The organism is Brenneria sp. L3-3C-1 (assembly GCF_016456245.1).
Lineage (GTDB): Bacteria > Pseudomonadota > Gammaproteobacteria > Enterobacterales > Enterobacteriaceae > Brenneria.
In genome coordinates, this window is the sequence record NZ_JAEMHF010000001.1 from 465,448 (window position 1) to 491,702 (window position 26,255).

General features: G+C 50.0%; 25 protein-coding genes and 1 other annotated feature. Of the genes, 14 read left to right on the forward strand and 11 right to left on the reverse strand.

Annotation, left to right across the window (positions count from 1 at the left end; genetic code table 11):
* Positions 1-55: 55 nt before the first annotated feature.
* Positions 56-1,447, reverse strand: coding sequence for an NAD-dependent succinate-semialdehyde dehydrogenase (locus tag JG725_RS02080; protein WP_199376362.1), 1,392 nt, complete (start codon positions 1,445-1,447; stop codon positions 56-58).
* A gap of 481 nt (positions 1,448-1,928) precedes the next feature.
* On the opposite strand from JG725_RS02080, the gene htpX reads away from it, so the two are divergent.
* The 4 genes from htpX to JG725_RS02100 all read left to right on the forward strand — a co-directional run bounded on the left by htpX (position 1,929) and on the right by JG725_RS02100 (position 5,769).
* Positions 1,929-2,807 carry a protease HtpX gene (gene htpX / locus JG725_RS02085; protein WP_172287834.1) on the forward strand — a complete coding sequence of 293 codons (879 nt, stop codon included), beginning with the start codon at positions 1,929-1,931 and terminating at the stop codon, positions 2,805-2,807.
* Positions 2,808-3,125: 318 nt separating this feature from the next.
* Positions 3,126-4,292 carry an oligogalacturonate lyase gene (ogl, locus tag JG725_RS02090; RefSeq protein WP_199376364.1) on the forward strand — a complete coding sequence of 389 codons (1,167 nt, stop codon included), beginning with the start codon at positions 3,126-3,128 and terminating at the stop codon, positions 4,290-4,292.
* Between the two features lie 211 nt (positions 4,293-4,503).
* Positions 4,504-5,295: a DNA-binding transcriptional regulator KdgR gene (gene kdgR, locus JG725_RS02095; protein ID WP_172287831.1), complete on the forward strand. Its 792-nt coding sequence runs from the start codon at positions 4,504-4,506 to the stop codon at positions 5,293-5,295.
* A gap of 207 nt (positions 5,296-5,502) precedes the next feature.
* Positions 5,503-5,769 (forward strand): YebO family protein, encoded by a 267-nt coding sequence (locus JG725_RS02100; protein ID WP_172287829.1) that lies wholly within the window; start codon positions 5,503-5,505, stop codon positions 5,767-5,769.
* Between the two features lie 114 nt (positions 5,770-5,883).
* On the opposite strand, the gene JG725_RS02105 is transcribed toward JG725_RS02100, so the two are convergent.
* Positions 5,884-6,318: an FMN-binding protein gene (locus JG725_RS02105; protein WP_172287828.1), complete on the reverse strand. Its 435-nt coding sequence runs from the start codon at positions 6,316-6,318 to the stop codon at positions 5,884-5,886.
* A gap of 381 nt (positions 6,319-6,699) precedes the next feature.
* On the opposite strand from JG725_RS02105, the gene thrS reads away from it, so the two are divergent.
* The 8 genes from thrS to ihfA all read left to right on the forward strand — a co-directional run bounded on the left by thrS (position 6,700) and on the right by ihfA (position 13,935).
* Positions 6,700-8,628: a threonine--tRNA ligase gene (thrS, locus tag JG725_RS02110; RefSeq protein ID WP_199376366.1), complete on the forward strand. Its 1,929-nt coding sequence runs from the start codon at positions 6,700-6,702 to the stop codon at positions 8,626-8,628.
* A 3-nt stretch (positions 8,629-8,631) separates the two neighbouring features.
* Complete coding sequence (gene infC / locus JG725_RS02115; protein WP_113866144.1) at positions 8,632-9,174, forward strand: translation initiation factor IF-3; 543 nt, start codon at positions 8,632-8,634, stop codon at positions 9,172-9,174.
* A 98-nt stretch (positions 9,175-9,272) separates the two neighbouring features.
* The gene (gene rpmI, locus JG725_RS02120) at positions 9,273-9,470 is read left to right on the forward strand and encodes a 50S ribosomal protein L35 (protein ID WP_009112988.1); all 198 of its coding nucleotides are present in this window, start codon (positions 9,273-9,275) and stop codon (positions 9,468-9,470) included.
* Between the two features lie 43 nt (positions 9,471-9,513).
* Positions 9,514-9,870, forward strand: coding sequence for a 50S ribosomal protein L20 (gene rplT / locus JG725_RS02125; RefSeq protein ID WP_009112987.1), 357 nt, complete (start codon positions 9,514-9,516; stop codon positions 9,868-9,870).
* 147 nt (positions 9,871-10,017) lie between these two features.
* Positions 10,018-10,143: a sequence feature (Phe leader region), on the forward strand.
* Positions 10,024-10,068 carry a pheST operon leader peptide PheM gene (gene pheM / locus JG725_RS02130; protein WP_121514181.1) on the forward strand — a complete coding sequence of 15 codons (45 nt, stop codon included), beginning with the start codon at positions 10,024-10,026 and terminating at the stop codon, positions 10,066-10,068. (Overlaps the previous feature by 45 nt.)
* A gap of 104 nt (positions 10,144-10,247) precedes the next feature.
* Positions 10,248-11,231: a phenylalanine--tRNA ligase subunit alpha gene (pheS, locus tag JG725_RS02135; protein ID WP_199376368.1), complete on the forward strand. Its 984-nt coding sequence runs from the start codon at positions 10,248-10,250 to the stop codon at positions 11,229-11,231.
* A gap of 15 nt (positions 11,232-11,246) precedes the next feature.
* Entirely contained in the window at positions 11,247-13,634 is a 2,388-nt protein-coding gene (pheT, locus tag JG725_RS02140) for a phenylalanine--tRNA ligase subunit beta (protein ID WP_199376369.1), read from the forward strand.
* Positions 13,635-13,638: 4 nt separating this feature from the next.
* Positions 13,639-13,935 carry an integration host factor subunit alpha gene (ihfA, locus tag JG725_RS02145; RefSeq protein WP_009112984.1) on the forward strand — a complete coding sequence of 99 codons (297 nt, stop codon included), beginning with the start codon at positions 13,639-13,641 and terminating at the stop codon, positions 13,933-13,935.
* 98 nt (positions 13,936-14,033) lie between these two features.
* Here the strand turns inward: ihfA and yddG are convergent, their stop codons facing one another.
* Positions 14,034-14,921 (reverse strand): aromatic amino acid DMT transporter YddG, encoded by an 888-nt coding sequence (gene yddG, locus JG725_RS02150; protein WP_199377190.1) that lies wholly within the window; start codon positions 14,919-14,921, stop codon positions 14,034-14,036.
* Between the two features lie 92 nt (positions 14,922-15,013).
* On the reverse strand, positions 15,014-15,838 hold the full coding sequence (gene nadE / locus JG725_RS02155; protein WP_172287821.1) for an ammonia-dependent NAD(+) synthetase: 825 nt from the start codon (positions 15,836-15,838) through the stop codon (positions 15,014-15,016).
* A 228-nt stretch (positions 15,839-16,066) separates the two neighbouring features.
* On the opposite strand from nadE, the gene osmE reads away from it, so the two are divergent.
* Together osmE and JG725_RS02165 are read left to right on the forward strand one after the other, a co-directional pair.
* Positions 16,067-16,399, forward strand: a complete 333-nt coding sequence (gene osmE, locus JG725_RS02160; RefSeq protein ID WP_172287819.1) for an osmotically-inducible lipoprotein OsmE — start codon at positions 16,067-16,069, stop codon at positions 16,397-16,399.
* Positions 16,400-16,775: 376 nt separating this feature from the next.
* Positions 16,776-17,243 (forward strand): RcnB family protein, encoded by a 468-nt coding sequence (locus JG725_RS02165; protein ID WP_199376371.1) that lies wholly within the window; start codon positions 16,776-16,778, stop codon positions 17,241-17,243.
* 227 nt (positions 17,244-17,470) lie between these two features.
* On the opposite strand, the gene JG725_RS02170 is transcribed toward JG725_RS02165, so the two are convergent.
* The 7 genes from JG725_RS02170 to pelW all read right to left on the reverse strand — a co-directional run bounded on the left by JG725_RS02170 (position 17,471) and on the right by pelW (position 26,205).
* Positions 17,471-18,865, reverse strand: coding sequence for an L-cystine transporter (locus tag JG725_RS02170; protein ID WP_172287816.1), 1,395 nt, complete (start codon positions 18,863-18,865; stop codon positions 17,471-17,473).
* 424 nt (positions 18,866-19,289) lie between these two features.
* Complete coding sequence (locus JG725_RS02175) at positions 19,290-20,000, reverse strand: oligogalacturonate-specific porin KdgM family protein (RefSeq protein WP_199376373.1); 711 nt, start codon at positions 19,998-20,000, stop codon at positions 19,290-19,292.
* Positions 20,001-20,293: 293 nt separating this feature from the next.
* The gene (locus tag JG725_RS02180; protein WP_172287813.1) at positions 20,294-21,583 is read right to left on the reverse strand and encodes an ABC transporter substrate-binding protein; all 1,290 of its coding nucleotides are present in this window, start codon (positions 21,581-21,583) and stop codon (positions 20,294-20,296) included.
* A 15-nt stretch (positions 21,584-21,598) separates the two neighbouring features.
* Complete coding sequence (locus JG725_RS02185; RefSeq protein WP_172287812.1) at positions 21,599-22,726, reverse strand: ABC transporter ATP-binding protein; 1,128 nt, start codon at positions 22,724-22,726, stop codon at positions 21,599-21,601.
* Between the two features lie 13 nt (positions 22,727-22,739).
* Positions 22,740-23,645, reverse strand: coding sequence for a carbohydrate ABC transporter permease (locus JG725_RS02190; protein ID WP_172287810.1), 906 nt, complete (start codon positions 23,643-23,645; stop codon positions 22,740-22,742).
* Positions 23,638-24,528 (reverse strand): carbohydrate ABC transporter permease, encoded by an 891-nt coding sequence (locus JG725_RS02195; RefSeq protein ID WP_172287808.1) that lies wholly within the window; start codon positions 24,526-24,528, stop codon positions 23,638-23,640. Before JG725_RS02195 ends, JG725_RS02190 begins: the two co-directional genes overlap by 8 nt.
* A gap of 45 nt (positions 24,529-24,573) precedes the next feature.
* Positions 24,574-26,205 carry a pectate disaccharide-lyase PelW gene (pelW, locus tag JG725_RS02200; protein ID WP_199376375.1) on the reverse strand — a complete coding sequence of 544 codons (1,632 nt, stop codon included), beginning with the start codon at positions 26,203-26,205 and terminating at the stop codon, positions 24,574-24,576.
* Between the last annotated feature and the right edge of the window lie 50 nt (positions 26,206-26,255).

The following is a 26,255-nucleotide window of genomic DNA, read 5'->3' on the forward strand; positions in this document are numbered from 1 at the left end:
TTAGTCTGCGCAGTGAAAACACCGCATACAGGTCATTATGTCAGAAAACCCGCGATCAGAATTCAGCATCAATATCGACAATGTTGACCAATTTATGGTTTACAAATTCTTTGATGCCCAATCCAATTAACTCACGGCCATACCCTGAACGACGGACCCCGCCAAAGGGAAGGTCGGCTTTAACCATGGTCGGATGGTTAACAAACATCATACCGGTTGAGACTTTTTTTGCGACTTCCGCGCCATGTTTGGTATCCCGGGTGAAGACAGAGCCGCCTAAACCGAAGGGAGAATCATTGGCGATGCGGATCGCGTCAGCTTCATCTTTGGCCCGGAAAAGCATTGATATCGGTCCGAAAAACTCCATGGAATAGGCCGGGTTGTCCGGTAACACGTTTGTCAGAATGGTTGGCTGAACGAATGCGCCTTTTTCCGGGACCTTAGGACCAACCTCTGTGGCGATTGCGCCATGATCCACAGCAAACTGAATTTTCTCTTTCACCTCATCCGCCGCTTTTTGCGATGAAAGCGGGGCAAGCGTGGTATCGGGGGACATGGGGTCGCCTGCGCGTAATGCCGCTACGCCATCGGTATACAGCTTGAGGAATTCGTCATAAACCTCATCGACGATAATCATGCGTTTAGATGACACACAGACCTGTCCGCCGTTCCAGTGACGTCCGAATACCGCCCATTTGACGGTTTTTTCCATTTCGGCGTCGGCCAGTACGATAAACGCATCCGCGCCGCCCAGTTCGAGCGTCGATTTTTTGAGTGCTTTGGCGGCTTGCTGGGCAACGAGCGCGCCGGCGTCTTCAGAGCCGGTGAGCGCAACACCGTGCACGCGCGGATCGTTAAGGATGCGTTCAATCTGGGAACGCGTGACGTACATATTTTTGAAAGCCCCTTCCGGCAAGCCTGCATCACGCATCAGACGGTCAAACAATGCCGCGCTCTGCGGAACGTTTGAGGCATGTTTCAGCAAGATGGTATTCCCGGCGGACAACTGCGGGGCAATGATGCGGGCAATCTGGTAATAAGGGAAATTCCACGGTTCGATGGCTAACAGGACACCAAGCGGTTCATGGTATACCACTGCTTCACCTTCGGCAGGATCGGCTACCGGAAGCTTTTCCGGTTCAAGCAGTGATTCCGCGTATTTTGCGTAATATTCGAAAATCTGGGCGGATAACTCGACTTCCGCTTTTGCTTCGGTGAACAGTTTACCCATCTCCAACGTCAAGAGTTTTGCGTAGCTGTCGCTCTCTTCACGCAGTAAATCCGCTGCACGTTGCATGATGGCTCGTCTTTCCGCAAAAGAGGTGTCTTTCCATGCCAGGAAAGTCGCATGCGCGTGTTCTATTGCGGATGCGACTTCGGCATCCGTCGCATCAGGAAAAGTTTTTATTAATTCCCCGGTGTAAGGGTTCGTTGTGGCGTAGGCCATATTATTTTCCTTATAATAGAGGGAAATACGTAGAGACTGCTTAAGCTAGATATTTCCACATGATGGTAAACGCTGTCGGGGGGCGATGGATGTCCGAACAAACAGCGTATCTCTTTTCTGCAACACTACAATAATACTCTAATGACCAAGTGTTAACTTTATCGACATAAATTGATAGTACGCTTATTTTTGCCTTAGATCCTATCTGCTGTTGAACAGGATGTGCTAATTCACGTTCAAGCGGGGGGAGCGCTGGCCGTCATCGACATGACTTTTCGTCAACATGCGATGCTGGAAACAAAACCTTGACCGCCGCCGATGCGCGCTCCGCTTTGGCTTTATCGCGACTTTCCTTTTGAAAAATGTAAAGTTATGTGGATTTAGTAACTGAAAAGTTAAGAATGCTTGAAAATGGCGCCGCAGCCCATACGATATGGATTGTTGCAAACTTTATTTTTCTGCGAGAGGAAATCAAACTTCTATGATGCGTATTGCGCTTTTCCTGATCACCAACCTGGCGGTGATGTTGGTTTTCGGGCTGGTACTCAGCCTGACGGGAATTCAATCCAGCAGTGTCCAGGGTTTAATGATTATGGCTGGGCTGTTCGGCTTTGGCGGTGCGTTTGTGTCACTGCTGATGTCTAAATGGATGGCATTACGATCTGTTGGTGGGGAAGTGATTGAACAACCACGTAACGAAACAGAACGTTGGTTGCTGGAAACCGTCCGTTCGCAGTCTCAGCAGGCGGGTATCGTGATGCCCCAGGTGGCGATTTATCATGCGCCGGATATTAACGCTTTCGCCACCGGGGCGCGGCGTGACGCATCGCTGGTCGCTGTCAGCACCGGGCTGTTGCAAAATATGAGCCGTGATGAAGCAGAAGCGGTCATTGCTCATGAAATCAGCCATGTGGCTAATGGCGATATGGTCACCATGACGTTAATCCAGGGCGTAGTGAATACCTTTGTTATCTTTATTTCCCGCCTGATTGCTCAGGTCGCTTCCGGCTTTCTGTCCGGGAATCGGGATGAAGGCCAGGGAAGCGGTAATCCGCTCGTCTACTTTGCCGTTGCCACGGTGCTGGAATTGGTGTTTGGTATTCTTGCCAGCATTATTACCATGTGGTTCTCTCGCTACCGTGAATTCCATGCGGATGCGGGGTCGGCGAAACTGGTAGGGCGTGAAAAAATGATTGCCGCGTTGCAACGGCTGAAAACCAGTTATGAACCACAGGAAGAGAGCAGCATGCTGGCCTTCTGTATTAACGGTAAATCCAAGTCGTTCAGCGAGTTGTTTATGTCGCATCCTCCGTTGGATAAACGGATCGAAGCTCTGCGTTCCGGCGCCTACCTGAAATAACCGTTCAAGTCTGTTTCCCCCAAGGCCCTTAACGGGCCTTGGTCATTTCTGTTTCCCGTTAATGTCCTGCGCGGCTTTTTTTTTGCCTCAACAATAACAATGTCATTAAATCAGAAAGCGCCGATCTAAATACCGGAATGTTTCATAAAACAAAATCGCGATCACGGAAAATTGAAACATTGTTTCTATAATGTTGGGTGACCGGCGTTATCGCGTGAGCCAGGAAGGTGGAGTTTTAGATGATCGCAATGATAAGCGACATCATGGTATGCGCGCACGGCGTCAGACTTTTCACGATCGGTTCTAAGGATTTACGGAATGGCCAAAGGCAACAAGCTCTCCCTCGCGTTTCATACCTATCAGGATTCGGCAACCGGCACAGACGTTGTACGGCTGACTCCGCCCGATGTTATCTGCCACCGCAATTATTTTTATCAGAAATGTTTCACCAACGATGGAAGCAAGTTGCTGTTTGGCGGCGCTTTTGATGGCCCGTGGAACTATTACCTGCTGGATCTGGAAACGCAGCAGGCAACGCAGTTAACCGAAGGCAAGGGCGATAATACCTTTGGCGGTTTCCTCTCCCCTGACGACGATGCGCTGTATTACGTAAAAAATGTACGTAATCTGATGCGTGTCGATCTGGAAACGCTGGAAGAGAAAATGATTTACCAGGTTCCTGATGATTGGGTGGGTTACGGTACCTGGGTGGCGAATTCCGATTGTACTAAAATGGTCGGCATTGAAATTAAAAAAGAAGATTGGCGGCCGTTGACGGACTGGAAAAAATTCCAGGAATTCTATTTTACCAATCCCTGTTGCCGCCTGATCCGGGTCGATCTGGCAACCGGTAAAGCGCAAACCATACTTCAGGAAAACCAATGGCTGGGCCATCCGATTTATCGCCCCGGGGATGATAATACCGTAGCTTTCTGTCATGAAGGCCCGCACGATCGGGTGGACGCCCGGATGTGGTTCATTAATGAAGACGGCAGCAACATGCGTAAAGTAAAAGCACATGCGCAAGGCGAGAGTTGCACCCATGAATTCTGGGTGCCAGACGGTTCGGCGATGATCTATGTGTCTTACCACAAAGGCGATCCGAACCGGTATATCTGCCGGGTTGATCCGGTTACGCTGGAAAACCGTCAGTTAATGGTTATGCCGGCCTGTTCTCACCTGATGAGCAATTTTGACGGCTCATTGCTGGTCGGCGATGGTTCTGATGCACCGGTTGATGTGCAGGATGATAGCGGTTATAAGATTGAAAACGATCCTTTCCTGTACGTATTTAATATGCACAGCGGCAAACAGTACCGTGTTGCGCAGCACAATACCTCCTGGGCGGTATTAGAAGGAGACCGTCAGGTCACTCACCCGCATCCTTCCTTCACGCCGGATAATAAACACATTCTGTTTACGTCCGATGTCGATGGTAAACCGGCGCTTTATCTGGCTAAAGTGCCGGATTCCGTCTGGCAGTAATTTACGTGAATAAACTGCGTCATTACACGGCGCAGTTTATGACCACGAATTAACTTACCTATTAATTAGTAAATTTTTTTTACCCTGATATTTATCAAAGTTGCTTGATTATCGTCGTTGTTCCATTGCCATCATCAACGAGTTCCCTTTATACTAAAACCATTGTTCTATTTTTTTTAAAACAAGAAAACTGAGTAGGGTAACCACAAAAATGGCTATTGCAGATTTAGATAAACAACCCGATTCCGTGTCGTCCGTTTTAAAGGTTTTTGGTATTTTGCAGGCATTAGGCGAAGAGCGTGAAATCGGTATTACCGAACTCTCGCAGCGCGTGATGATGTCTAAAAGTACCGTGTACCGTTTCTTGCAGACGATGAAATCCCTGGGCTATGTGGCGCAGGAAGGCGAATCAGAGAAATATTCGCTGACGCTGAAATTGTTTGAGCTCGGCGCGAAAGCTTTGCAGAACGTCGATTTAATCCGCAGCGCGGATATCCAAATGCGGGAGCTCTCCGCGCTTACCCGGGAAACCATTCACCTCGGCGCACTGGATGAAGACAGCATCGTCTATATCCACAAGATTGATTCGATGTATAACCTGCGTATGTATTCCCGCATTGGTCGCCGTAATCCATTGTATAGTACGGCCATTGGTAAAGTGTTGCTGGCGTGGCGCGATAGCGGGGAAGTCAAGGATATTCTATCTACCGTCGAGTTTACGCGCAGCACGCCGAATACCCTTTGCACTGCCGAAGATCTGCTGACGCAGTTGGATGTGGTTCGTGAACAGGGATACGGTGAGGATAATGAAGAACAGGAAGAAGGGTTACGCTGCATCGGGGTTCCTGTTTTTGACCGTTTCGGCGTCGTTATCGCGGGGTTAAGTATTTCATTCCCGACCATTCGTTTTTCTGAAGAAAATAAACTCGGATATGTCGGCATGTTGCATACCGCCGCCAGAAATATCTCTGAACAAATGGGCTATCACGATTACCCTTTCTGATATTAAGACATGTCTGCATATAAGCCTGTCCTTGCGACAGGTTTTTTTATGGCGGCCTGCTGTCCTGCGCGATGTCGCGCACGCTGTAAAAAACCGCGCCACGGCGCAGCGATGGTCGCGGGCGTCAGGCTGCATTGCAGAGTATCGAACTTACCTTCGGCTTGATGCTAAGATGAGAGCCCGTGAGTTGTTATCTGGCAAATTGTTATGAGTGGCATAGCTGTGAATACATTAGAGATGATTTTTATTGCACTCATTGCGCTTCTGGTTCTACTGGTCTGGTTTTTTATTAACCGGGCCAGCGTCAGAGCGAATGAGCAAATCAAACTGTTGCAGGAGATCGTTGAACAACAACGGCAACAGCTGGATTTGCTGAATATGTTAGTGCCACAACGTGCAAAGGAAGATACCGCCGATTTGCAGGCGCAGGATGATGCGGTGCTTGACTTTAAAAACGTCATTCCAGAACGTTAATGACGGCCGGAAAGAATACGTAAAGAGGGTGTAATATGCAGCAAAGCGGATTATCTTGCGCCTTCAGGCGGTACAGGAAAATGCGACTTTGCTGCCGCATGGAACGATAAAAGTTTATTCGATTTTAGCCGTCTCTAAATTACCCGCTTTAGCGTTCTCTATTGCCGCGCCGGCAAGTATTTTAAAGTCTTCCGTCGAGTGCGTTGCTCCCGTTACGCCATCGACAGCGTCGATATTCTGCGTTGCCAACAGGCTTTGTGAGAGTTTTACCGTATAGATATCCGGTGATGTGCCCGTCGTGGCGGCCATTTTCTTGATGTATTCGTTGTCGCTGGTTTTCAGGCGACCGTCTTTTTCACTGGTATAGTCAAATTTGACCTCAGTGATTTTCCCATCCTTATATGTCAGATCCAGAAAGGGTTTCCATCCGTGCGCATCAAAGTCGATGGCCTCGGCTTTATAGGTGCCATCCTTAATCACGCTTTCTGCGGCAAAAGCAGTAACGGCAACGAAACCCACGAGAACGATGGGTAAAAATTTCATTTTCATGCTTCATTTCCTTTCTGAATGATAGATATAGTAACGGTGTATAGTTAATAAATGACGCATTGATACTCGATTAGAATAGCGTTTCATCTTTTTGAATTCAGTGTGCCAATTAACAAATTTGCGCTAATGACGCATTTTTATTGTGGCTAATATGATGGCTATTCCAAACGGCATGTGTTCGTTTATCCTTGGATTATTTAGTGATATTATCCTGACTGCCTTTTTAGGCGAATGTGTGCACATCAAACGAAACCGTGTGCCAACTTGCTTGCCAATCTGACATTGTGGGTCTGATTTGACATGCAATCATCTGAAATTAAAGAAATTGTTTTTTGCATGTGATCTTTCGTGTGGGTCACCACTGCAAATAAGGGAATTATAATGCCTGTTATTACCCTTCCTGATGGAAGTCAGCGTCACTACGACCACGCCGTTTCTCCCCTTGATGTCGCCCTTGATATCGGTCCCGGACTGGCAAAAGCCTGTATCGCCGGCCGCGTGAACGGCGAATTGGTCGACGCCAGCGACAAAATCGAAACCGACGCCCAGTTGGCGATTATTACCGCCAAAGATGAAGCGGGTCTGGAGATTATTCGTCACTCCTGCGCTCACTTGCTGGGTCATGCCATCAAGCAGTTGTGGCCTGATACCCGGATGGCGATTGGTCCGGTCATCGATAACGGTTTCTATTATGATGTGGATATCGATCGCACCCTGACGCAGGAAGATATCGATCTGCTTGAAAAGCGTATGCATGAGCTTGCCGATACCGACTATAACGTGATTAAAAAGAAAGTCAGTTGGCAGGAAGCGCGCGACACCTTTGCCGCCCGCGGCGAGACCTATAAAATCGCCATTCTGGACGAAAACATCAGTCATGACGACCGTCCTGGGTTGTATCATCACCAGGAATATGTCGATATGTGCCGTGGCCCGCACGTACCGAATATGCGTTTCTGCCACCATTTTAAATTGCAGAAAACGTCCGGCGCCTACTGGCGCGGCGACAGCAGCAACAAAATGCTGCAACGTATTTACGGCACGGCTTGGGCGGATAAAAAACAGCTCAACGCCTATCTGCAACGTATTGAAGAAGCCGCCAAACGCGATCACCGCAAGATTGGCAAGCAGCTCGATCTTTACCATATGCAGGAAGAAGCGCCGGGAATGGTGTTCTGGCACAATGATGGCTGGACTATCTTCCGCGAGCTTGAAGCGTTTGTGCGCATGAAGCTGAAGGCATATCAGTATCAGGAAGTTAAAGGCCCGTTCATGATGGACCGCGTGCTGTGGGAAAAAACCGGGCACTGGGACAACTACAAAGAAGCGATGTTTACCACCTCGTCGGAAAACCGGGAATATTGCATCAAGCCGATGAACTGCCCGGGGCACGTGCAGATTTTCAATCAGGGATTGAAATCTTATCGCGATCTGCCGCTGCGGATGGCTGAGTTCGGCAGTTGCCATCGTAATGAACCGTCGGGTTCATTACATGGTTTGATGCGCGTTCGCGGCTTTACGCAGGATGATGCGCATATCTTCTGCACGGAAGAACAGGTCCGTGAGGAAGTGAATAGCTGCATCAAGATGGTGTACGATATGTACGGCACTTTCGGTTTTGAAAAAATCGTGGTGAAACTGTCTACCCGTCCTGAAAAACGTATCGGCAGCGATGAAATGTGGGATCGCGCCGAAGAAGATCTGGCCGCCGCATTGACCGAAAATGATATTCCATTTGAATATCAGCCGGGCGAAGGGGCGTTCTACGGACCAAAAATTGAATTTACCTTACATGATTGTTTGGATCGCGCCTGGCAGTGTGGTACGGTGCAACTCGACTTTTCACTACCGGGTCGCCTGAATGCTTCCTATGTGGGTGAAAGTAACGAACGTCAGGTACCGGTAATGATTCATCGGGCCATTCTGGGATCAATGGAGCGTTTCATCGGTATCCTTACCGAAGAATTCGCCGGTTTCTTCCCAACCTGGTTGGCCCCGGTACAAGCGGTGATCATGAATATCACCGATAGCCAGTCTGATTATGTCAGCGAATTGACCAGAAAACTGCAAGAAGCAGGCATTCGCGTAAAAGCAGACTTGAGAAATGAGAAGATAGGCTTTAAAATCCGCGAGCACACTTTACGGCGTGTTCCCTATATGCTGGTCTGTGGCGATAAAGAGGTTGAGGCAGGCAAAGTTGCTGTCCGTACCCGTCGCGGTAAAGACCTGGGGAGCCTTGATGTCAGTGACGTTATTAATAAGCTGCAACAAGAGATTCGCAGCCGTAGTCTTCATCAATTGGAGGAATAAGGTATTAAAGGCGGAAAACGAGTTCAACCGGCGCGTCCTAATCGCATCAACAGAGAAATTCGCGCACATGAGGTACGCCTGACAGGCGTCGAAGGCGAACAGCTTGGCATTGTCAGTCTGAATGAAGCATTAGAAAAAGCCGAGGAAGCAGGTGTTGATTTAGTTGAAATCAGTCCTAACGCCGAGCCGCCGGTTTGCCGAATCATGGATTACGGCAAGTTCCTCTATGAGAAGAGTAAGGCTACAAAGGAACAGAAGAAGAAGCAAAAAGTCATTCAGGTTAAGGAAATTAAATTCCGGCCTGGTACCGATGATGGCGACTATCAGGTCAAACTACGCAACCTGATTCGCTTTCTGGAAGACGGCGATAAAGCCAAAATCACGCTGCGTTTTCGCGGTCGTGAAATGGCGCACCAGCAGATTGGCATCGAAATGCTTAACCGCGTTCGTGACGATCTGAGTGAACTGGCAGTGGTTGAATCCTTCCCATCGAAGATTGAAGGCCGCCAGATGATCATGGTGCTCGCACCTAAGAAGAAACAGTAAGGCATTCAAGTAGCTGAACCCGCGCCGCGTTCGCGCCGTGCGGGTTTTGTTCGCCTTATCTGATTCGTTGTAATTAACAATGCGAAGTGGAAATTAACATGCCAAAGATCAAAACAGTACGTGGCGCCGCTAAACGCTTCAAAAAAACCGCCAACGGTGGTTTTAAGCGTAAGCATGCTAACCTGCGTCATATTCTGACCAAAAAAGCGACTAAACGTAAACGTCATCTGCGTCCGAAAGGTCTGGTCTCCAAAGGGGATCTGGGTCTGGTCATCGCCTGTTTGCCGTACGCATAAGTAACCTTTTTTGAATTTAGAATAAGACTTTAGGAGAGAGCATATGGCTCGCGTAAAACGTGGTGTGGTTGCTCGTGCACGTCACAAAAAAATACTGAAACAAGCGAAAGGTTACTATGGTGCCCGTTCGCGCGTTTATCGTGTTGCCTTCCAGGCAGTAATCAAAGCTGGTCAATACGCTTACCGCGACCGTCGTCAACGTAAACGTCAATTCCGTCAGCTGTGGATTGCACGTATCAACGCAGCAGCCCGTCAGAATGGCTTGTCTTACAGCAAATTCATCAATGGCCTGAAAAAAGCCTCTGTTGAAATCGACCGTAAGATCCTGGCTGATATCGCCGTATTCGACAAAGTCGCATTCAGCGCACTGGTTGAAAAAGCGAAAGCAGCGCTGGCGTAAGTCAGTGAAGAGAGGGAGCTTGGCTCCCTCTTTTCGTTTTGACCCGCTTGGCGTTCAGCGCAATAAGTGTTGCTGTTGACATTTTTGGTATCTCATTTTTCAATAACGTTGTTTTGTTTTTCCGTTTTCCAATAACGACAAGGTAACGCAAGTATGCATACTGCTATTTTCCGTTTCTTTTTTTACTTTAGCGCCTGAACTCCGGGGGGCTTTGCGCGTAAGAAAAGAAACGAAAAGTAGCGCCTAAGCCTCCCTCAGGGAGGCTTTTTTGTTTAATACGACGTAATTTTTCAATGCGCGGGCAAGCATGACGCGCTATTGATATGACATTTTCCAATCATGACATTTGGCCGTACAGGCAGAAGAAGAGGAATGCAATGCCACATCTCGCAGAACTGGTTGCCAAAGCCAGAACAGCCATAGAAGAGGCCGGGGATATCAGCGCACTGGATAACGTGCGCGTTGAGTATCTTGGCAAAAAAGGTCACTTAACCCTTCAGATGACCACGCTGCGCGAGCTGCCGGCGGAAGAGCGCCCTGCGGCCGGCGCCGTTATTAACCAGGCCAAGCAGGAGGTGCAGGACACGCTGAATGCGCGTAAGCAGGCGCTGGAGGCGGCTGAGTTGAACGCCCGTCTGGCTGAGGAAACCATCGACGTCTCGCTGCCGGGACGCACCAGTGAGAACGGTGGCCTGCATCCGGTGACCCGCACGATCGATCGCATTGAAACCTTTTTCGGCGAGTTGGGGTTCTCCGTGGCGACGGGGCCGGAAATCGAGGATGATTATCATAACTTCGATGCGTTGAATATCCCCGGGCATCACCCGGCGCGCGCCGATCACGATACATTCTGGTTTGATGCGCAACGCCTGCTGCGTACGCAAACTTCCGGCGTGCAAATTCGCACCATGGAGCAACAGAAGCCGCCGATCCGCATCATTGCCCCTGGTCGCGTATATCGCAATGATTACGATCAGACCCATACGCCGATGTTCCATCAGATGGAAGGGCTGATTGTTGATAAAAACATCAGCTTTACCAACCTGAAAGGGACGCTGCATGATTTTCTGCGTAACTTTTTCGAGGAAGATTTACAGGTTCGTTTCCGTCCTTCCTACTTTCCGTTTACCGAACCGTCCGCTGAAGTGGACGTGATGGGGAAAAACGGCAAGTGGCTGGAAGTGCTGGGTTGCGGCATGGTGCACCCGAATGTGCTGCGCAATGTGGGTATCGATCCTGAGGTTTACTCCGGCTTTGCATTCGGCATGGGCATGGAGCGCTTGACCATGCTGCGTTACGGCGTAACCGATTTGCGCGCATTCTTCGAAAACGATCTGCGTTTCCTCAAACAGTTTAAGTAAGGCGGGAATATCATCATGAAATTCAGTGAGCTCTGGTTGCGCGAGTGGGTAAACCCGGCGGTAGACAGCGATACATTATCTGAACAAATCACTATGGCCGGTCTGGAAGTCGACGGCGTCGAACCGGTTGCCGGCGCGTTCCACGGCGTGGTGGTCGGCGAAGTGGTCGAGTGCGGACAACACCCGAACGCCGATAAATTGCGCGTAACGAAAGTCAACGTGGGCGGCGAGCGCCTGCTGGACATCGTGTGCGGCGCGCCGAACTGTCGGCAGGGGCTAAAAGTGGCGGTGGCGACCATCGGCGCGGTATTGCCTGGCGATTTCAAAATCAAAGCCGCCAAACTGCGTGGCGAGCCGTCCGAAGGGATGCTGTGTTCATTTTCTGAACTGGGTATTTCCGACGATCATAGCGGCATCATCGAACTGCCGCTGGATGCGCCGATCGGGACGGATATTCGTCAGTACCTGCAACTGGACGACAACGCTATTGATATCAGCGTCACGCCGAACCGCGCCGATTGTCTGGGCATCATCGGCGTTGCCCGCGATGTGGCCGTGCTGAACCAATTACCGCTGACAGAGCCTGATATTCAGCCCGTTGCGGCCACCATTGAGGATAGGTTCCCGATTCAGGTTGAAGCCTCGCAGGCTTGCCCGCGTTATCTGGGGCGGGTGGTCAAAGACATCAATGTCAAAGCCGCTACGCCGCTATGGATGCGTGAAAAACTGCGCCGCTGCGGCATTCGCACTATCGATCCGGTTGTGGATGTCACCAACTATGTGTTGCTGGAACTTGGTCAGCCGATGCATGCGTTCGATCTCGACCGTCTGGAAGGCGGGATTGTGGTCCGCATGGCCCAGGATAACGAAACGTTGACGCTGCTGGACGGCAATGAAGTGACGCTGAACGCCGATACGCTGGTGATCGCGGATAAACAAAAAGCGCTGGCGCTGGGCGGGATTTTTGGCGGCGAGCATTCAGGCGTTAATGAAGAGACGCGAAATGTTTTACTGGAGTGCGCTTACTTTAATCCGCTGTCGATTACCGGACGTGCGCGTCGCTACGGTTTGCATACCGATGCTTCTCATCGCTATGAGCGCGGCGTCGATCCGGCTTTGCAGTTTAAGGCGATGGAGCGGGCGACCGCTCTGTTAATCGATATTTGCGGCGGCAGCGCCGGCCCGGTGGTGAATGTAACCAGCGAGGCGGATTTACCGGCGCGGGCGACCATTACGCTGCGCCGTGAAAAACTCGATCGTTTACTCGGTCATCATATTGCCGACGATCAGGTCGATGATATTTTACGCCGCCTCGGCTGCAAGGTAACAAAGACCGATGCTGGATGGCAGGCCGCCGCGCCAAGTTGGCGTTTCGATATGGAAATCGAAGAAGATCTGGTGGAAGAAGTTGCCCGTCTGTATGGCTATAACAATATCCCCAATATCGCCACTCAGGCGCCGTTGAAGATGACGTCTCATCGCGAGGCTTCTCTTCCGCTGAAGCGCGTGAAGACGCTATTGGTCGATCGCGGCTATCAGGAAGCAATTACTTACAGTTTTGTCGATCCTAAAATTCAGGCGCTTGTCCATCCCGGTGAAGAGGCGTTAATGCTGCCCAGCCCGATCTCCGCGGAGATGTCGGCGATGCGTCTGTCGCTGTGGAGCGGCCTGCTGAGCGCGGTGGTGTATAACCAGAACCGCCAGCAAAACCGCCTGCGCCTGTTTGAAAGCGGATTGCGCTTTGTACCGGACAGCGGCGCCGATCTGGGCATTCGTCAGGATGTGATGCTGGCGGGGGTTATTACCGGCAGTCGTTATGAAGAGCATTGGGATCTGGCGCGTCAGGCGGTTGACTTCTATGATTTAAAAGGCGATTTGGAAGCGATACTGGCATTGACGGGTAAATTATCCGCCGTTGAGTTCAGAGCGGAAGGTAATCCGGCATTGCATCCGGGGCAAAGTGCTGCTATTTATCTGTGCGGGGAACGCATTGGATTTATTGGGGTTATCCACCCGGAACTGGAACGTAAGCTGGATTTGAATGGCCGCACCGTGGTATTTGAACTGCTGTGGAATAAGGTCGCAGACCGCGTGCTGCCTGATGCGAGCAACATTTCTCGCTTCCCCGCGAACCGCCGTGATATCGCTGTGGTAGTGGCTGAAAACGTTCCCGCTGGTGATATTTTAGCCGAGTGTAAGAAAGTTGGCGCAAATCAGTTAGTTGGCGTAAACTTATTCGACGTGTACCGAGGTAAGGGCGTAGCGGAAGGGTATAAGAGCCTGGCTATCAGCCTGATCTTGCAAGATACCTCTCGTACACTGGCAGAAGAGGAAATTGCCGCTACCGTTGCGCAATGTGTAGCAGCATTAAAACAGCGATTCCAAGCATCCTTGAGGGATTGAACCTATGGCGCTTACTAAAGCTGAAATGTCAGAATACCTGTTTGAGAAGCTCGGGCTGAGCAAACGGGATGCCAAAGAGCTAGTCGAGCTGTTTTTTGAAGAAGTTCGTCGCGCTTTGGAAAATGGCGAGCAGGTCAAACTGTCGGGTTTTGGCAATTTTGATTTGCGAGACAAGAACCAACGTCCGGGACGTAACCCAAAAACTGGCGAAGATATTCCGATTACGGCGCGCCGTGTGGTCACGTTCCGTCCGGGGCAAAAGTTAAAAAGCAGGGTAGAGAACGCCTCTCCCAAAGAGTAAAAGTGATAACACAAAAGGCCGCGCAAGCGGCCTTTTTCCTTGATGGGGATTGCAGCGTGGATGAGGTGATCCAAGGGCGGTGAAATCGATTTAACGGCTTATCTGCGATTCTGACGGGTAGTAAACCAGCACAGCAATGATCCCAGCGTCACCATGATGACGCCCTGCCAGAAAGAGAACGAAGGGGTGATGCTCAGCCACAGTGCGGCCAAAAGCGTTGAAATCACCGGGGTAAAATAAGAGGCGGTTGCCAGCAACGTCAGATTACCGTGCTGAATGCCGGTGTCCCACGCGGAGTAGGCGACGGCGGTGGAGACGCCCATGAAGATCAGTTCAATGGCGTTGGTGATGGTGAAGCTCAGGGCGTTCTCCGCGCTGAACGCATATTGCAGCCATAGTACGATGGCGGTGATGAGGAAAAAGATTAACACGCCGCTTTCCCCGCGGCCGAAACGTTTGGCGATATTGCAATACAGCGCCCAGGCGATGGCCGCCGAGAAGGCCAGCCCGTAAGCCAGCGGATTGGTGAGGATGTTTTGCCACAGCATGCGCGGAGACCATTCGCCTTCCCCCTGCATAATCCAGACAATACCGGATAGTGAAAGAGCCAGCCCCGCCCAAAGTAGGACGCGGCTTTTTTGCTGGTTGATAAAGATGGAGAACAGGATGGTCAGGCTGGGCCACAAATAGTTAATCATGCCGAGTTCCATGGCCTGTAAACGGGTATTGGCAAGTCCGATAGAGACGGACAGAAAAATTTCGTAGCAGATAAAGAGCGTTCCCCCGGCCAGAAGATAGACTTTGGGCAGCGTTGTTATTTTGGGTACACCATAAAACAGCAACAGACAGAGCGTGCTGGTGCTGTAAATCATCGCGGCCCCGCCAAGGGTGCCGAGTGATTCGGTCAGGCTGCGGATCAGCCCGACGGAGGTGCTCCACAGAACAATTGCCAGCAAACCAGCGAGTGTGGCGCGTTGCGGCGTCAAGATCATGATGTTGTGTCTGACTTAGGTATAGGGAGCGGAAATAATAAAAACGGATGCCGTTGCCTGCATCCGTTCCACACAAAACTGAAGGATTAACGCCAGAAATCGTCGAAAACGGTAACCGGCGGCCGACGTTTATGCTCGGTTTTACGATACCAGTTTTCAATGATGGCGGCGTCTTGCGCGCCAATTTGCTTCCCTTCGAGATAATCATCAATCTTTTCATAAGTCACGCCCAGCGCGACTTCATCGGGCAGCGACGGGCGGTCTTCTTCCAAATCGGCCGTCGGCGCCTTGGTATAAAGATGAGCAGGGCAGCCCAGTTCCCGCAGCAGCGCTTTCCCCTGACGTTTATTCAGACGGAATATCGGGTTGATATCTGTTCCGCCGTCGCCGTATTTGGTGAAAAAGCCGGTCACGGCTTCAGCCGCATGATCGGTTCCTACCACCAGTCCGGCATTCATGCCGGCGATGCTGTACTGGGCTTTCATCCGCTCGCGGGCTTTTTCGTTACCTTTAACAAAGTCGGAAAGCTCGATGCCAATCGCTTTCAGCGTGGCTTCGCTGGCCTCCACCGCCGGTTTGATATTAACCGTCAGCACTCTGTCTGGTTGAATAAAAGCGATGGCGTCCTGGCAGTCGGCTTCATCGGCCTGAACGCCATAAGGCAGACGGACGGCGATAAATTGGTAGCTGTCATCGCTGGTTTCATTACGCATCTCGGTAATTGCCGTTTGGCAGAGTTTGCCGGTCAGCGTCGAATCCTGACCACCGCTGATCCCCAGTACCAGAGATTTCACAAACGGGTGAGCATTCAGATAATTCTTTAAAAAATCAACGCTAACGCGGATTTCTTTCACCGGGTCGATGGCGCTTTTCACCCCCAGCGCAGTGATAATCTCCTGCTGTAATGACATAATCTCCCCCCTTCTGAACTTATTGATCCTGCGAAATAATTATCCCAATTACCAGAGTGTAAAGCTAATTGGCATGAAGAAAAAGAACAAGCACGCAGCCAGTTGTTTTACCTATGGATGAAGCCGTTCCGGGCGCTTATCTAATTTTGTTATAGGTAGGGTTATAATTTGAAAAAACGCCGTTTGCCATCTAGCCTTATCTATGACCCATTCACATGAGGTAATGCAATGAAAAATAATCGACTAATGTTGTGTATTGCGGCGGCAGGAGCAGTCTTTCTTTCTGGATGTTCGACTTATAACAAAGCTGAGAGTTATGTCAATGAACCGGTGGTGAAAGACGTTAAGGTCGGGATGACGAAGCAGCAGGTTCTTCAGATTGCTGGTTCGGGAGGCATGGAAAGACGTCTGGTGAACGCGACAGGCACCTGTAGCGATTATCTGCTGAAAAATCGTGACGGCACGGCGCAGAATTACTTTGTCAGCTATGACGACACCGGCCATGTCCGTAACAAAGGTTTCCAAAGCTGTCAGGCTTATGACACTAACCCGCAGCGGTAATTGAAATTAATAGCTACATCATAACGTAGCGCATGGGCTTATCTGACTTTCTGCTATATCTACATTCTCATATCTGAAAACATGCTGGAAGACGCTTTCTCATCAGAGAACAGCGGCTTTCAGCATGATCTGTAAACATCGTTGTAGACCTTGCGTCCCCAAAGCGCCTCACCCTGAATGAGCGGGGGAGAAAAGCACGCGCGCATAGTGTTAATAGATGCAGTGTTAATGGGTAGTGTTAAGAATTTGCCTGGATTAGGTAAAACATTGTCAGATGACAGGGGATTAAGATTATTCCATCTTCACCCGCGTGAGATTGTAACCGATATTGCTGCTAACCGGTTTACAAGACTGTACATGCGTCGAGGAAAATGCAATGACGAAAAAAACACTGGCACTGGCGATGTCGTTATTTCTGATCACCAGCTCTTTTTCACCCCTCACTTTTGCTGAAGGGCCGAATAGATCGCAAGACCAGAAATGGCAACAAGGTAACAACCAAAAGGGCGGTGAGCGTACCGGTAAACAAAGAAATGTCTCCAACGGTCACCACAACAGCGACAAAGGGAAAAATGGCGTAAAGTCCGCTTCACGTGAACAGCGTAATACGGCCAAATTCCGCGAACGGGACCACTTTGCGTGGAACGGCAATGATTTCAGAAAAGGCCAGGCGGCGCCCAAGCATTTTCGTGGCGATAATTATCGGGTGAATGACTGGCGCGTCCGCGGCTTACGTGAACCGCCTGCCGGGCAGCACTGGGCTTATATTAACGGCAACTACGTGTTGATTGCCGCTGCCACCGGGATAATCACGGCCATTCTTCTGAATAGCGCATTGAATTAGTCGTAAGAGGCGTCGGTAAATCATTACCGACATTGACAAAGCCTGTTATTAGGGAGAGCGTGGCGAGGGGCCGTAGCGGCGTAAGCCGCCGACAAATTTGCCAGGAGCAAATTTGAACAGCATTTATGCTGGCCCGCAGGGTGGGGCACAAGGATGTGTCCCATAATGGCCCCTCGGTACGCTAGGCCCGGGTATCGCTTACCGACGCCTTATCGTTTTATTTAATGTTATCGATGCGCCAACTCGGCTTCTTCCTGCGCATCAAACACGGTTTTATCCGTTTGCTTCAATAACTGACTGGTGACCGTGCCCGCGGTCATTGAACCGCTTACATTCAACGCCGTACGTCCCATATCAATCAATGGCTCAATAGAAATCAGCAAAGCAACCAGGGTAACCGGCAGCCCCATTGCCGGCAGAACGATCAGCGCGGCAAAGGTTGCGCCGCCGCCGACGCCGGCCACCCCTGCCGAACTGATGGTGACAATCCCGACCAGCGTGGCAATCCATACCGGATCGAGCGGATTAATCCCCACCGTCGGAGCGACCATCACCGCCAGCATGGCGGGATAAAGTCCGGCGCAGCCATTCTGGCCGATAGTGGTGCCAAATGAGGCGGCAAAGCTGGCGATGGATTCTGGTACGCCGATACGGCGGGTTTGCGCTTCGATGCTCAGTGGGATGGTGGCGGCGCTGGAACGGCTGGTAAAGGCAAATGTCAGCACCGGCCATACCTTACGGAAAAACCGGGCAGGATTAATGCCGGTCAGCGACAGAATCAGCGCATGAACGCCGAACATGATAGCCAGACCCAGATAAGACGCCACCACAAAGCTCCCTAGCTTGAGGATATCTTGCAGGTTGGAGCTGGCCACCATCTTGGTCATTAACGCCAATACTCCGTACGGGGTCAGTTTCATCACCAGACGAACCAGTTTCATCACCCAGGATTGCAAGGTATCAATGGCAACCAGGATCCGCTCGCCTTTGGCGGCGTCGTCTTTCATCAGTTGCAGCGCGGCAACGCCGAGGAAGACGGCAAAAACAACGACGCTGATAATCGACGTGGGATTGGCGCCGGTCAGTTCGGCAAACGGGTTTTTAGGAATAAAGGAAAGAATGATCTGCGGGATGCTCAGATCGGCAACCTTGCCCGCGTAGTTATTTTCGATGGCCGACAAGCGGGCGGTTTCCTGCGCGCCCTGCACCAGTCCAGTTGCCGTCAACCCGAACAGATTGGTCACGAAAACCCCGACCAGCGCGGCAATCAGCGTGGTAAATAACAGGGTAGCCAGCGTTAATACGCTGATTTTCCCCAACGACGAGGCATTATGCAGCTTGGCGACCGAGTTCAGGATGGAAACAAATACCAGCGGCATAACAATCATCTGCAACAGTTGCACGTAGCCGTTGCCGACGATATTAAACCAGGCGACCGATTGGCTGATAACCGGGTTATCGCCGCCGTAGATCAGGTGTAGGGCCAGACCAAACAGAACCCCGATAACCAGACCCAGCAAAACTTTTTTTGCCAGGCTCCATGACTTGCCTTTGCTGGCGTATCCCACTAAAAGCAGCAGTGCGGCAAACGCCAAAATATTTAACAGCAGCGGAAAATTCATCTCCACTTCTCCCTATCAGTTAGATGAGCAATTTTTCAAAAATGATGACAAACACCGACAGGATATCAGTTCTTTTATAAGTTTGTTATATGGCGGTAGGCGACAGTCGGGGATGCGCCCGGCGCCGATGCGGCAACCAGGGTTTTTACGGCGAATGGGGCGGCGACAAAAAATAGGGCGGTCATTGAATCGGAGAGAGAATGACCACCCTGAACCGCAAAAATAAATCAATAAATTACGTTAATATACGATGAGGGTAATTCAGACACAGCCATTTACCTAACACAAAACAATACTCACTTACTTGTTTCACTAACCACAGACTACCTTAATAACGGGATGTTAAAATTAACTTGACTAATACATTAATTCCAACATCCCTGGTTATTAATAAGGTCTAAACATTAAAACAACCGTTGGCGGATTAGAAGCTATAAGTTACGCCGACGCGGTAGCGCGTTTGGCGATGATCGCTGGTGCCGTCCTGAGCGACATTACCCACCGCCATATAGGGCTTCCAGTTTTTATCCAGCTTATAAGAGAGTTTTACGTCATGATCGAAATTATAGGTTTCGTTATCATATTGGTAAGCGCCGGCTTTATTGGCTTTCTTATAATCCAGTTCGTAATCAATCTGGTAGTCTTGCAGGAATTTATAACTGATAACGCCGGTCAGGTTATAACCATTTTCCTGCGTATCGGTTTTACCGATATTCCCGCTGTTACGTTTGTAATAAGGGCGATAGCGCAGCGAAGTGGACAGATCGTCGGTGATGTTGATTTTACCGCGCAGATAAGGGCGGTAGTTGTTGGATGAAGAGCTTGAATCTAAAGAGAATCCTGGTTCAAGAGAAAAAGTTTTATCAAAATTGTAAACGTAGCTGGCCACCACTTCAGTACCGTTGCTTACGGTTTCATTAAAAGGTTTGTTCGGCGTGGTATCAGCAGAAGATTGGCGCCATTTAGCTTCAACCGACAGGCCAAAACCATTAGCGAAACGGTGAGACATCAACAGACGATCGCGGTGATCATTCTTGGGCGTATCTTTCATTTCATGGCGATAATCGATATTGACGGCCATCGCGTTAATACTGACTAATGAAGTGACAGCCAGAGCGAGTAATTTTAATTTCATTGTTATAATTCCTATATAGTTAGGATGATGTTTAATACAAAGACGCGTTTTTCTTTTTTGGAGCAAGTTCTATTGTATTTATTATTAAAATGTATTTTGTGATCCAGGTCTGTTTGATAAATTAGAATTGAAATGATGTTTTAAATTGTGATTGCGATCGGGTTGGATAGTGGGGTTGTTTCAATTTAAATGAAATAAAATAAACTCATTGTTTTAAAATAAATAAAACTAAAAACAATAAAAAACCTGCCGTGTTAATGGCAGGTTGGTTAATTGATAAATTGCAGCGTATTTTATTTCATCGCACGTTTTAGAATACGTTCAGATTGACGCTGGAAGTATTTCGCGGTTTCTTCAACGGATTTCTGACCGTAATCGATGGACTGAATAGCATCGCCAAACAGAGAAACGATTTGCGGGTCGTCAAAGTAAGGCGAAACGCTCACGTTATGCGGCAGTGACAGCGCCTGAGCCAGACCGGCAACCGCCGGAGAATCATCTTTAATTACGCCGTCAGCCGTCAGTTGGGCTACGGCGGCCTTACTTAACGGAACGCCGCGTTCCAGTCCCAGCGCCTGAACGCCTTCTTTGCTGTTCAACAGGAAGTTAATCAGCAGAGACGCTTCTTTAGGATGTTTGCTTGATTTGCCGATTGACAACATTTGCGCGGGTTTAAAGAACAGGCCGGCGTCTTTGGCCTCCGGCAGCATGGGATAGTGACCTAACTCCAGCTTGGCGGGCGGTTGCAGGTTGTCGGAATATTTGGTGATCGTCGAGTTCCACATATAGGTGCCGCTCCACTCGCCATTGATCCACGGCTTCATCTCATACATGTTGCTCTTACCGAAAGAAGCATAGTATTTCGCTGAAGGCATTACGTGGCTATCGACCAACTTTTTATACATGCCGAAGAATTCAACCCACTGCGCATCGGTATACGCAAACTTCTGCGCGTTCACATCAATGGCGGGGAGGTTGTATTTCTGAACCATATAGGAGTTTAACAGCGCCAGTGAATCCTGATGCTCCAGCACCACCGGATAGTATTGATCGCCCAGTTTTTCTTTAAACACCTTGCCGGCATTCAGCAATTCATCCCAGGTTTTCGGATATTCCAGACCGGCTTTTTTCCAGCTTTCAGTATTGAAATAGAACACCCGGGCGGTGACGGAAATAGGAATGCCGTTCAACTTGCCGTTGACGGTGGTACTGCTGAGCTCTTTGGGATCGAATTGCGTCAGATCCAGCGTATCGTTGACTTTGTTCAGATCATAGAAACCCTCGCCGTTTTTAGAGAAAATCGGCAGCCAGTTCCAGTTGGTCTGCATAACGTCAGGTTCGGTATTACCGGCAATTTGCGTGGTCAGACGGGACAAGTGTCCGTCCCAACCGGTGTACTCTGCTTTAACCGTGATATTCGGGTTCTGCTTATGGAACTCTTCAATGGCTTTGAGCGTTTGTTGGTGGCGGGTATTGCCGCCCCACCAGGACATTCTTAATTCAACCTGATCGGCGGCAAAAGATGGAGCCGCCAATAATGCCAGAGATGAGGCTATCAACGTGTGTAGGATCGCTTTTTTCATCGGTTACTACTCCTGTTAGAGAGAGATGTTTTTTTCTGTTTTTGCATCAAAGATATGGCATTTATCCATATCAAATTGGAAGAACACCTGACGGTGCAGGCCATTCTTGATAATCACCCGCGCTTCGTCGGACGGGACGCGGGTGGTTAATTCAAAGCCATCAACTTTTATGTACATAAAGAATTCATGGCCCATGTTCTCTACGCGAACCAGTTCACCCTGAGAATGGTTGGCCTCAAACGGTGTTTCGGAAACGGTCACGTATTCCGGACGGATACCGAAGAACACATCCTGACCGGCGTGAGGGCGAACCTTATCCTGCTGGGACTGATTCAATACCAGCGTGTAGTGCCCGACGGTCAGGCCAATCTGACCGTCATTTTCCACCAGTTTGCTTGGTTTGATGTTCATTTCCGGAGAGCCGATGAAGCCGGCGACAAACATGTTTACCGGGAAGTGGTACAGGTTATCCGGGGTATCCACCTGCATGATATGACCCAGTTTCATCACGCAAATACGATCGCCCATGGTCATGGCTTCGGTCTGGTCGTGGGTGACATACACGGTGGTTGCCGCTTTACCGCTTTTCTTCAACTGCTTGTGCAGGTCGGAAATACGGATACGCATGGACGCGCGCAGTTTGGCATCCAGGTTTGACAAGGGTTCGTCAAACAGGAAAACATCCGGTTTTTTCACGATGGCGCGGCCCACCGCGACGCGCTGCGCCTGGCCGCCGGAAAGCTGGCGCGGCAGACGATCCATCAGATCTTCCAATTCCAGAATTTTGGACGCTTCGGTAACTTGCTCTTCAATCTGCGCTTTCGGCATTTTGCTAAGCTTCAGGCCGAACGCCAGATTCTCTTTTACCGTCATATGCGGGTAGAGCGCATAGTTCTGGAACACCATCGCAATCCCGCGCTCTTTGGGGGCCAGGTTGTTTACCACGCGTTCGCCGATACGCACTTCGCCTCCGCTGATGGTTTCCAGACCGGCCAGCATCCGCAGCGTAGTGGATTTCGCGCAGCCTGAAGGGCCGACGATAACCATGAATTCGCCGTCTTTAATGGTCAGATCGATGCCGTGTACCGCTTTGAAACCGTTGGAGTAAACTTTTTCCAGCTTATTGAAAATGACTTCAGCCATGATAGATCCTCTATTAACCTTTAATGCCGCTGCTGGTCACGCCTTGTACGAAGTAACGCTGCGCCAGGAAGAAAACAATGATGGAGGGCAGAATCGAAATGCTGGACATCGCCAGGATTTCGTTCCACGGAGCGCCTTCTGTTACGTCGATGGACATTTTCAACGCCAGCGCAATCGGATATTTATCCACGCTGTAGACATAGATCAGCGGACCGATAAAATCGTTCATCGACCACATGAACTGGAACAGCGCGACGGAGATAATGGCCGGTTTCAGAATCGGCACCACCACATACCACAGCACCTGAAAGGAGTTGCAGCCGTCAATCTGGGCCGCTTCTTCCATATCACGCGGCACGCCGCGCAGGAACTGGATCAGCATGAACACAAAGAAACCCTGGGTGGCGAACGCCAGCGGCAGATACAGCGGCAGGTAGCTGTTCAACATGCCCATTTCACGGAACATGATGTACTGGGGGATCAACAGCACGGTGCTAGGCAGCAGCATGGTGGCGATAAGCGTGGCGAACCAGAAATTCTTCCACGGGATCTCGAAACGGGCGAAGCCGTAAGCGACGATGGTGGAAGAGATAATGGTCAGCAGCACTTTCGGGATCACATACTTGAAGGTGTTGATCATGTAATGACCGAAATTATATTCCGTACCGGTTTTCCAGCCGTTAAGGAAGCCGTCCCAGGTGGCGTGTTCCGGCCACAGACCGAGCGTGGTAAAGATTTCATGATTCGGCTTGAACGATGCCGAGAACATCCAGGCCAGCGGGTAGAGCATCAGCAGACCGACAAACAACAGAATCACGTAACGAATGGCGGCGCTGATTTTTTCTTTACGCAGCGTACGGCGAATTTCCAACGCCGCAATCTCTTGCGCGGAGCTCATATTTGAATGCATGTCAGCCATTTTTTCCTCCTTTATCCGCGGAGTAGAACACCCAGTACTTGGACGACTTAAAGGCAATCGAAGCGAAGACGGCAACGACCAGGAACAGAACCCATGCCAGCGCGGCGCCGTAGCCCATATCGAAATACTTAAATGCCGTATCGTAGATATAGAGCGAGAACAGGTAGGTGTAGTGCGTTGGACCACCGCCGGTAATGACGTAAGGCGCGGTGAATTCCTGGAATGCCTGGGTGGTCTGCATAATAAAGTTGAAGAAAATAACCGGCGTAATTAACGGCACCGTGACTTTCAGGAACATTTGCCATTTGGAGGCGCCGTCGATCATGGCGGCTTCATATTGCGACTGCGGTACGTTCTGCAACGCGGCCAGGAAGATAACCATCGCCGAACCGAACTGCCACACGCGCAGCAGGGTAACGGACATTAATGCCAGCGACGGTTCGCCGAGCCAGTTGACGGCATCAAAGCCGAACACGGCCAGAAAGCTGTTTAACAGGCCGTCGATGGCGAAAAGCGCACGCCATAACACGGCAATCGCCACGCTGCTGCCCAAAATGGACGGAACGTAATAAGCAGTACGGAAGAAGCCGATGCCGCGCAATTTGAAATTAAGCACAAACGCAATTAATAGCGCGAATATTAATTTCAGCGGAATGGTCAGAAATACATAGGCAAAGGTTACGCCCATTGATTTCCAGAAAAGATCATCCTCAAGCAGCATCCGATGGTAATTTTCAATACCAGTGAATTCAGGAGGACTCATCAAGTCATACTCGGTAAAGCTGAGTATAAAAGATGAAATAAAGGGGAAAGCGGTAAAGACTATCAATCCTATAATATAGGGAGAGATATAGGCTAACCCCAGCATTCTGTTTTCATTCATAATGCTTACCTATTTAGTAATTGTGAATCATTAAAAAACAAAAAATTAAGACGTTAATAACGCTGGATAAATAAACTCCACGTCATAGATAATTCTATTTTCCCCGTTAACGCGAAAATCACCGTGAACATACCCACCCTGGGTTAAAAACGGTGGAATATCGCTTAATTGGTTGCGACAGGCGGCCACGAAAGTCAATAAAGCCAATGGAAAGGGATCATCCAGACGAACATAGCGATGTCGCGCTGAACGAATAAATAAACCTCGATGGAAATGTTTTTCAAATAAAACGTCAGCTAACCGCCAGGCGTATTGCGCCCATTGTTCCGACTGTGTGTGCTCGGCCAGTTCAATTATGGCGAATAAAAAAACCGGACTGGCGATGTGATGAATATCTTCATGCTTCAGACGAGTCAGCAGGGTATTAATCAATGCGTACAGATCCTCGTCGCCGCTAAGGCGGTAAGCCCGCACCAGAGGCAATAAATAATCGCCTTCCAGAACAAAGGGCTTCAATTCCGTGCCCGCTTTTCCGTAATAGCCGTCACGTTTGAATTGATAACCGGTCATATCCTGACCGTTGTTCCACATCGGACGCAGCGAGTTACTGGTTACATCATAGGCATATTGATAATAGTTTTTTAGCCCGGAAATAACCCAGCCAAGGATTTCGTCGTCTGGCCGGGTACGCAGAATGTCCAGCATCGCTAACGGGTTGTCGATCAGCAACGGACGCATGTCACGGAACAGGACGTTGGCCTCTAGGGCAATGTCGCCGAATTCCGGGCCGAACTGCCGCTGTGCGCGATCGCCGAACCACGATTGGGTTTGGTTGTCATCTTGCGGCGCCGGTTGACGTTGCAGCGGCGAGCTGAACTGATAAACCGGCATGCCGGTTTCCGGATTGCGCGCCAGCACGTATTGCCGGTATAGATGTTTGCCCCATGCGGCCGCTTGCCGATCGCCGGTATATTCCGCATAGTGAAAGGCGGCGTAAATAAGGTCGGTGCCGGCGTTAACAAAGGTCAATCCTTTAGTCAGCGGCAGCGTCGGCCATTGCGCAGGGTCGACCACATCACGACGGGGATGAAGAAAAACGTCTGCATCGCGGGGTTTGGCGTAATCGCCATGCCGGCCCAGATCCAGCGAATCCCAGTCTTCGACATGGGCGTTCCAGAAACCCTGAAAAAAGTTCAGCGTCTTTTCCGCGTTGACGCGATGCAGCAGCGCGTAGTAGGGCAGATGATGCTTGAGCTCATGTACCTGGGCTTTCGATTCCGGGCCTTCGCTTTGCAGGGTATCCAGATTGATAAAACGATGGCCGCCCCAATAAAATAATCCGCTGTTCTCATCGACAAAATGGTTGAGGAAATAGCGGCTAAGCGCCTCGGCCTGCTGCTGATAACGGGATTCCCCGCTAATGATGCTCATCGCGCACAGTGTCCTCAGCCAGTTTTGCTGACTGGCAAAGTTTGAAATTGGCGCGTTGCGACCATCAGGAAACCGCCACACGACCGGTTCCATGCTGCGTACATCAAATCCATCAGCCAACAACGGCGTAGGGTTTGTGCGGCTGTGAGCCACATTCTGAACCGTGTCGATATGGCGGCTTACGGCATCAACCCATTCATCAAGTCTGGCTTTTTTGCTGGTGGAAAAATTTTCAAAAATACTCATGGAGTACCTGCTTATGGAACTGCGCAACAGTTCCTTATAAATAGAAACAC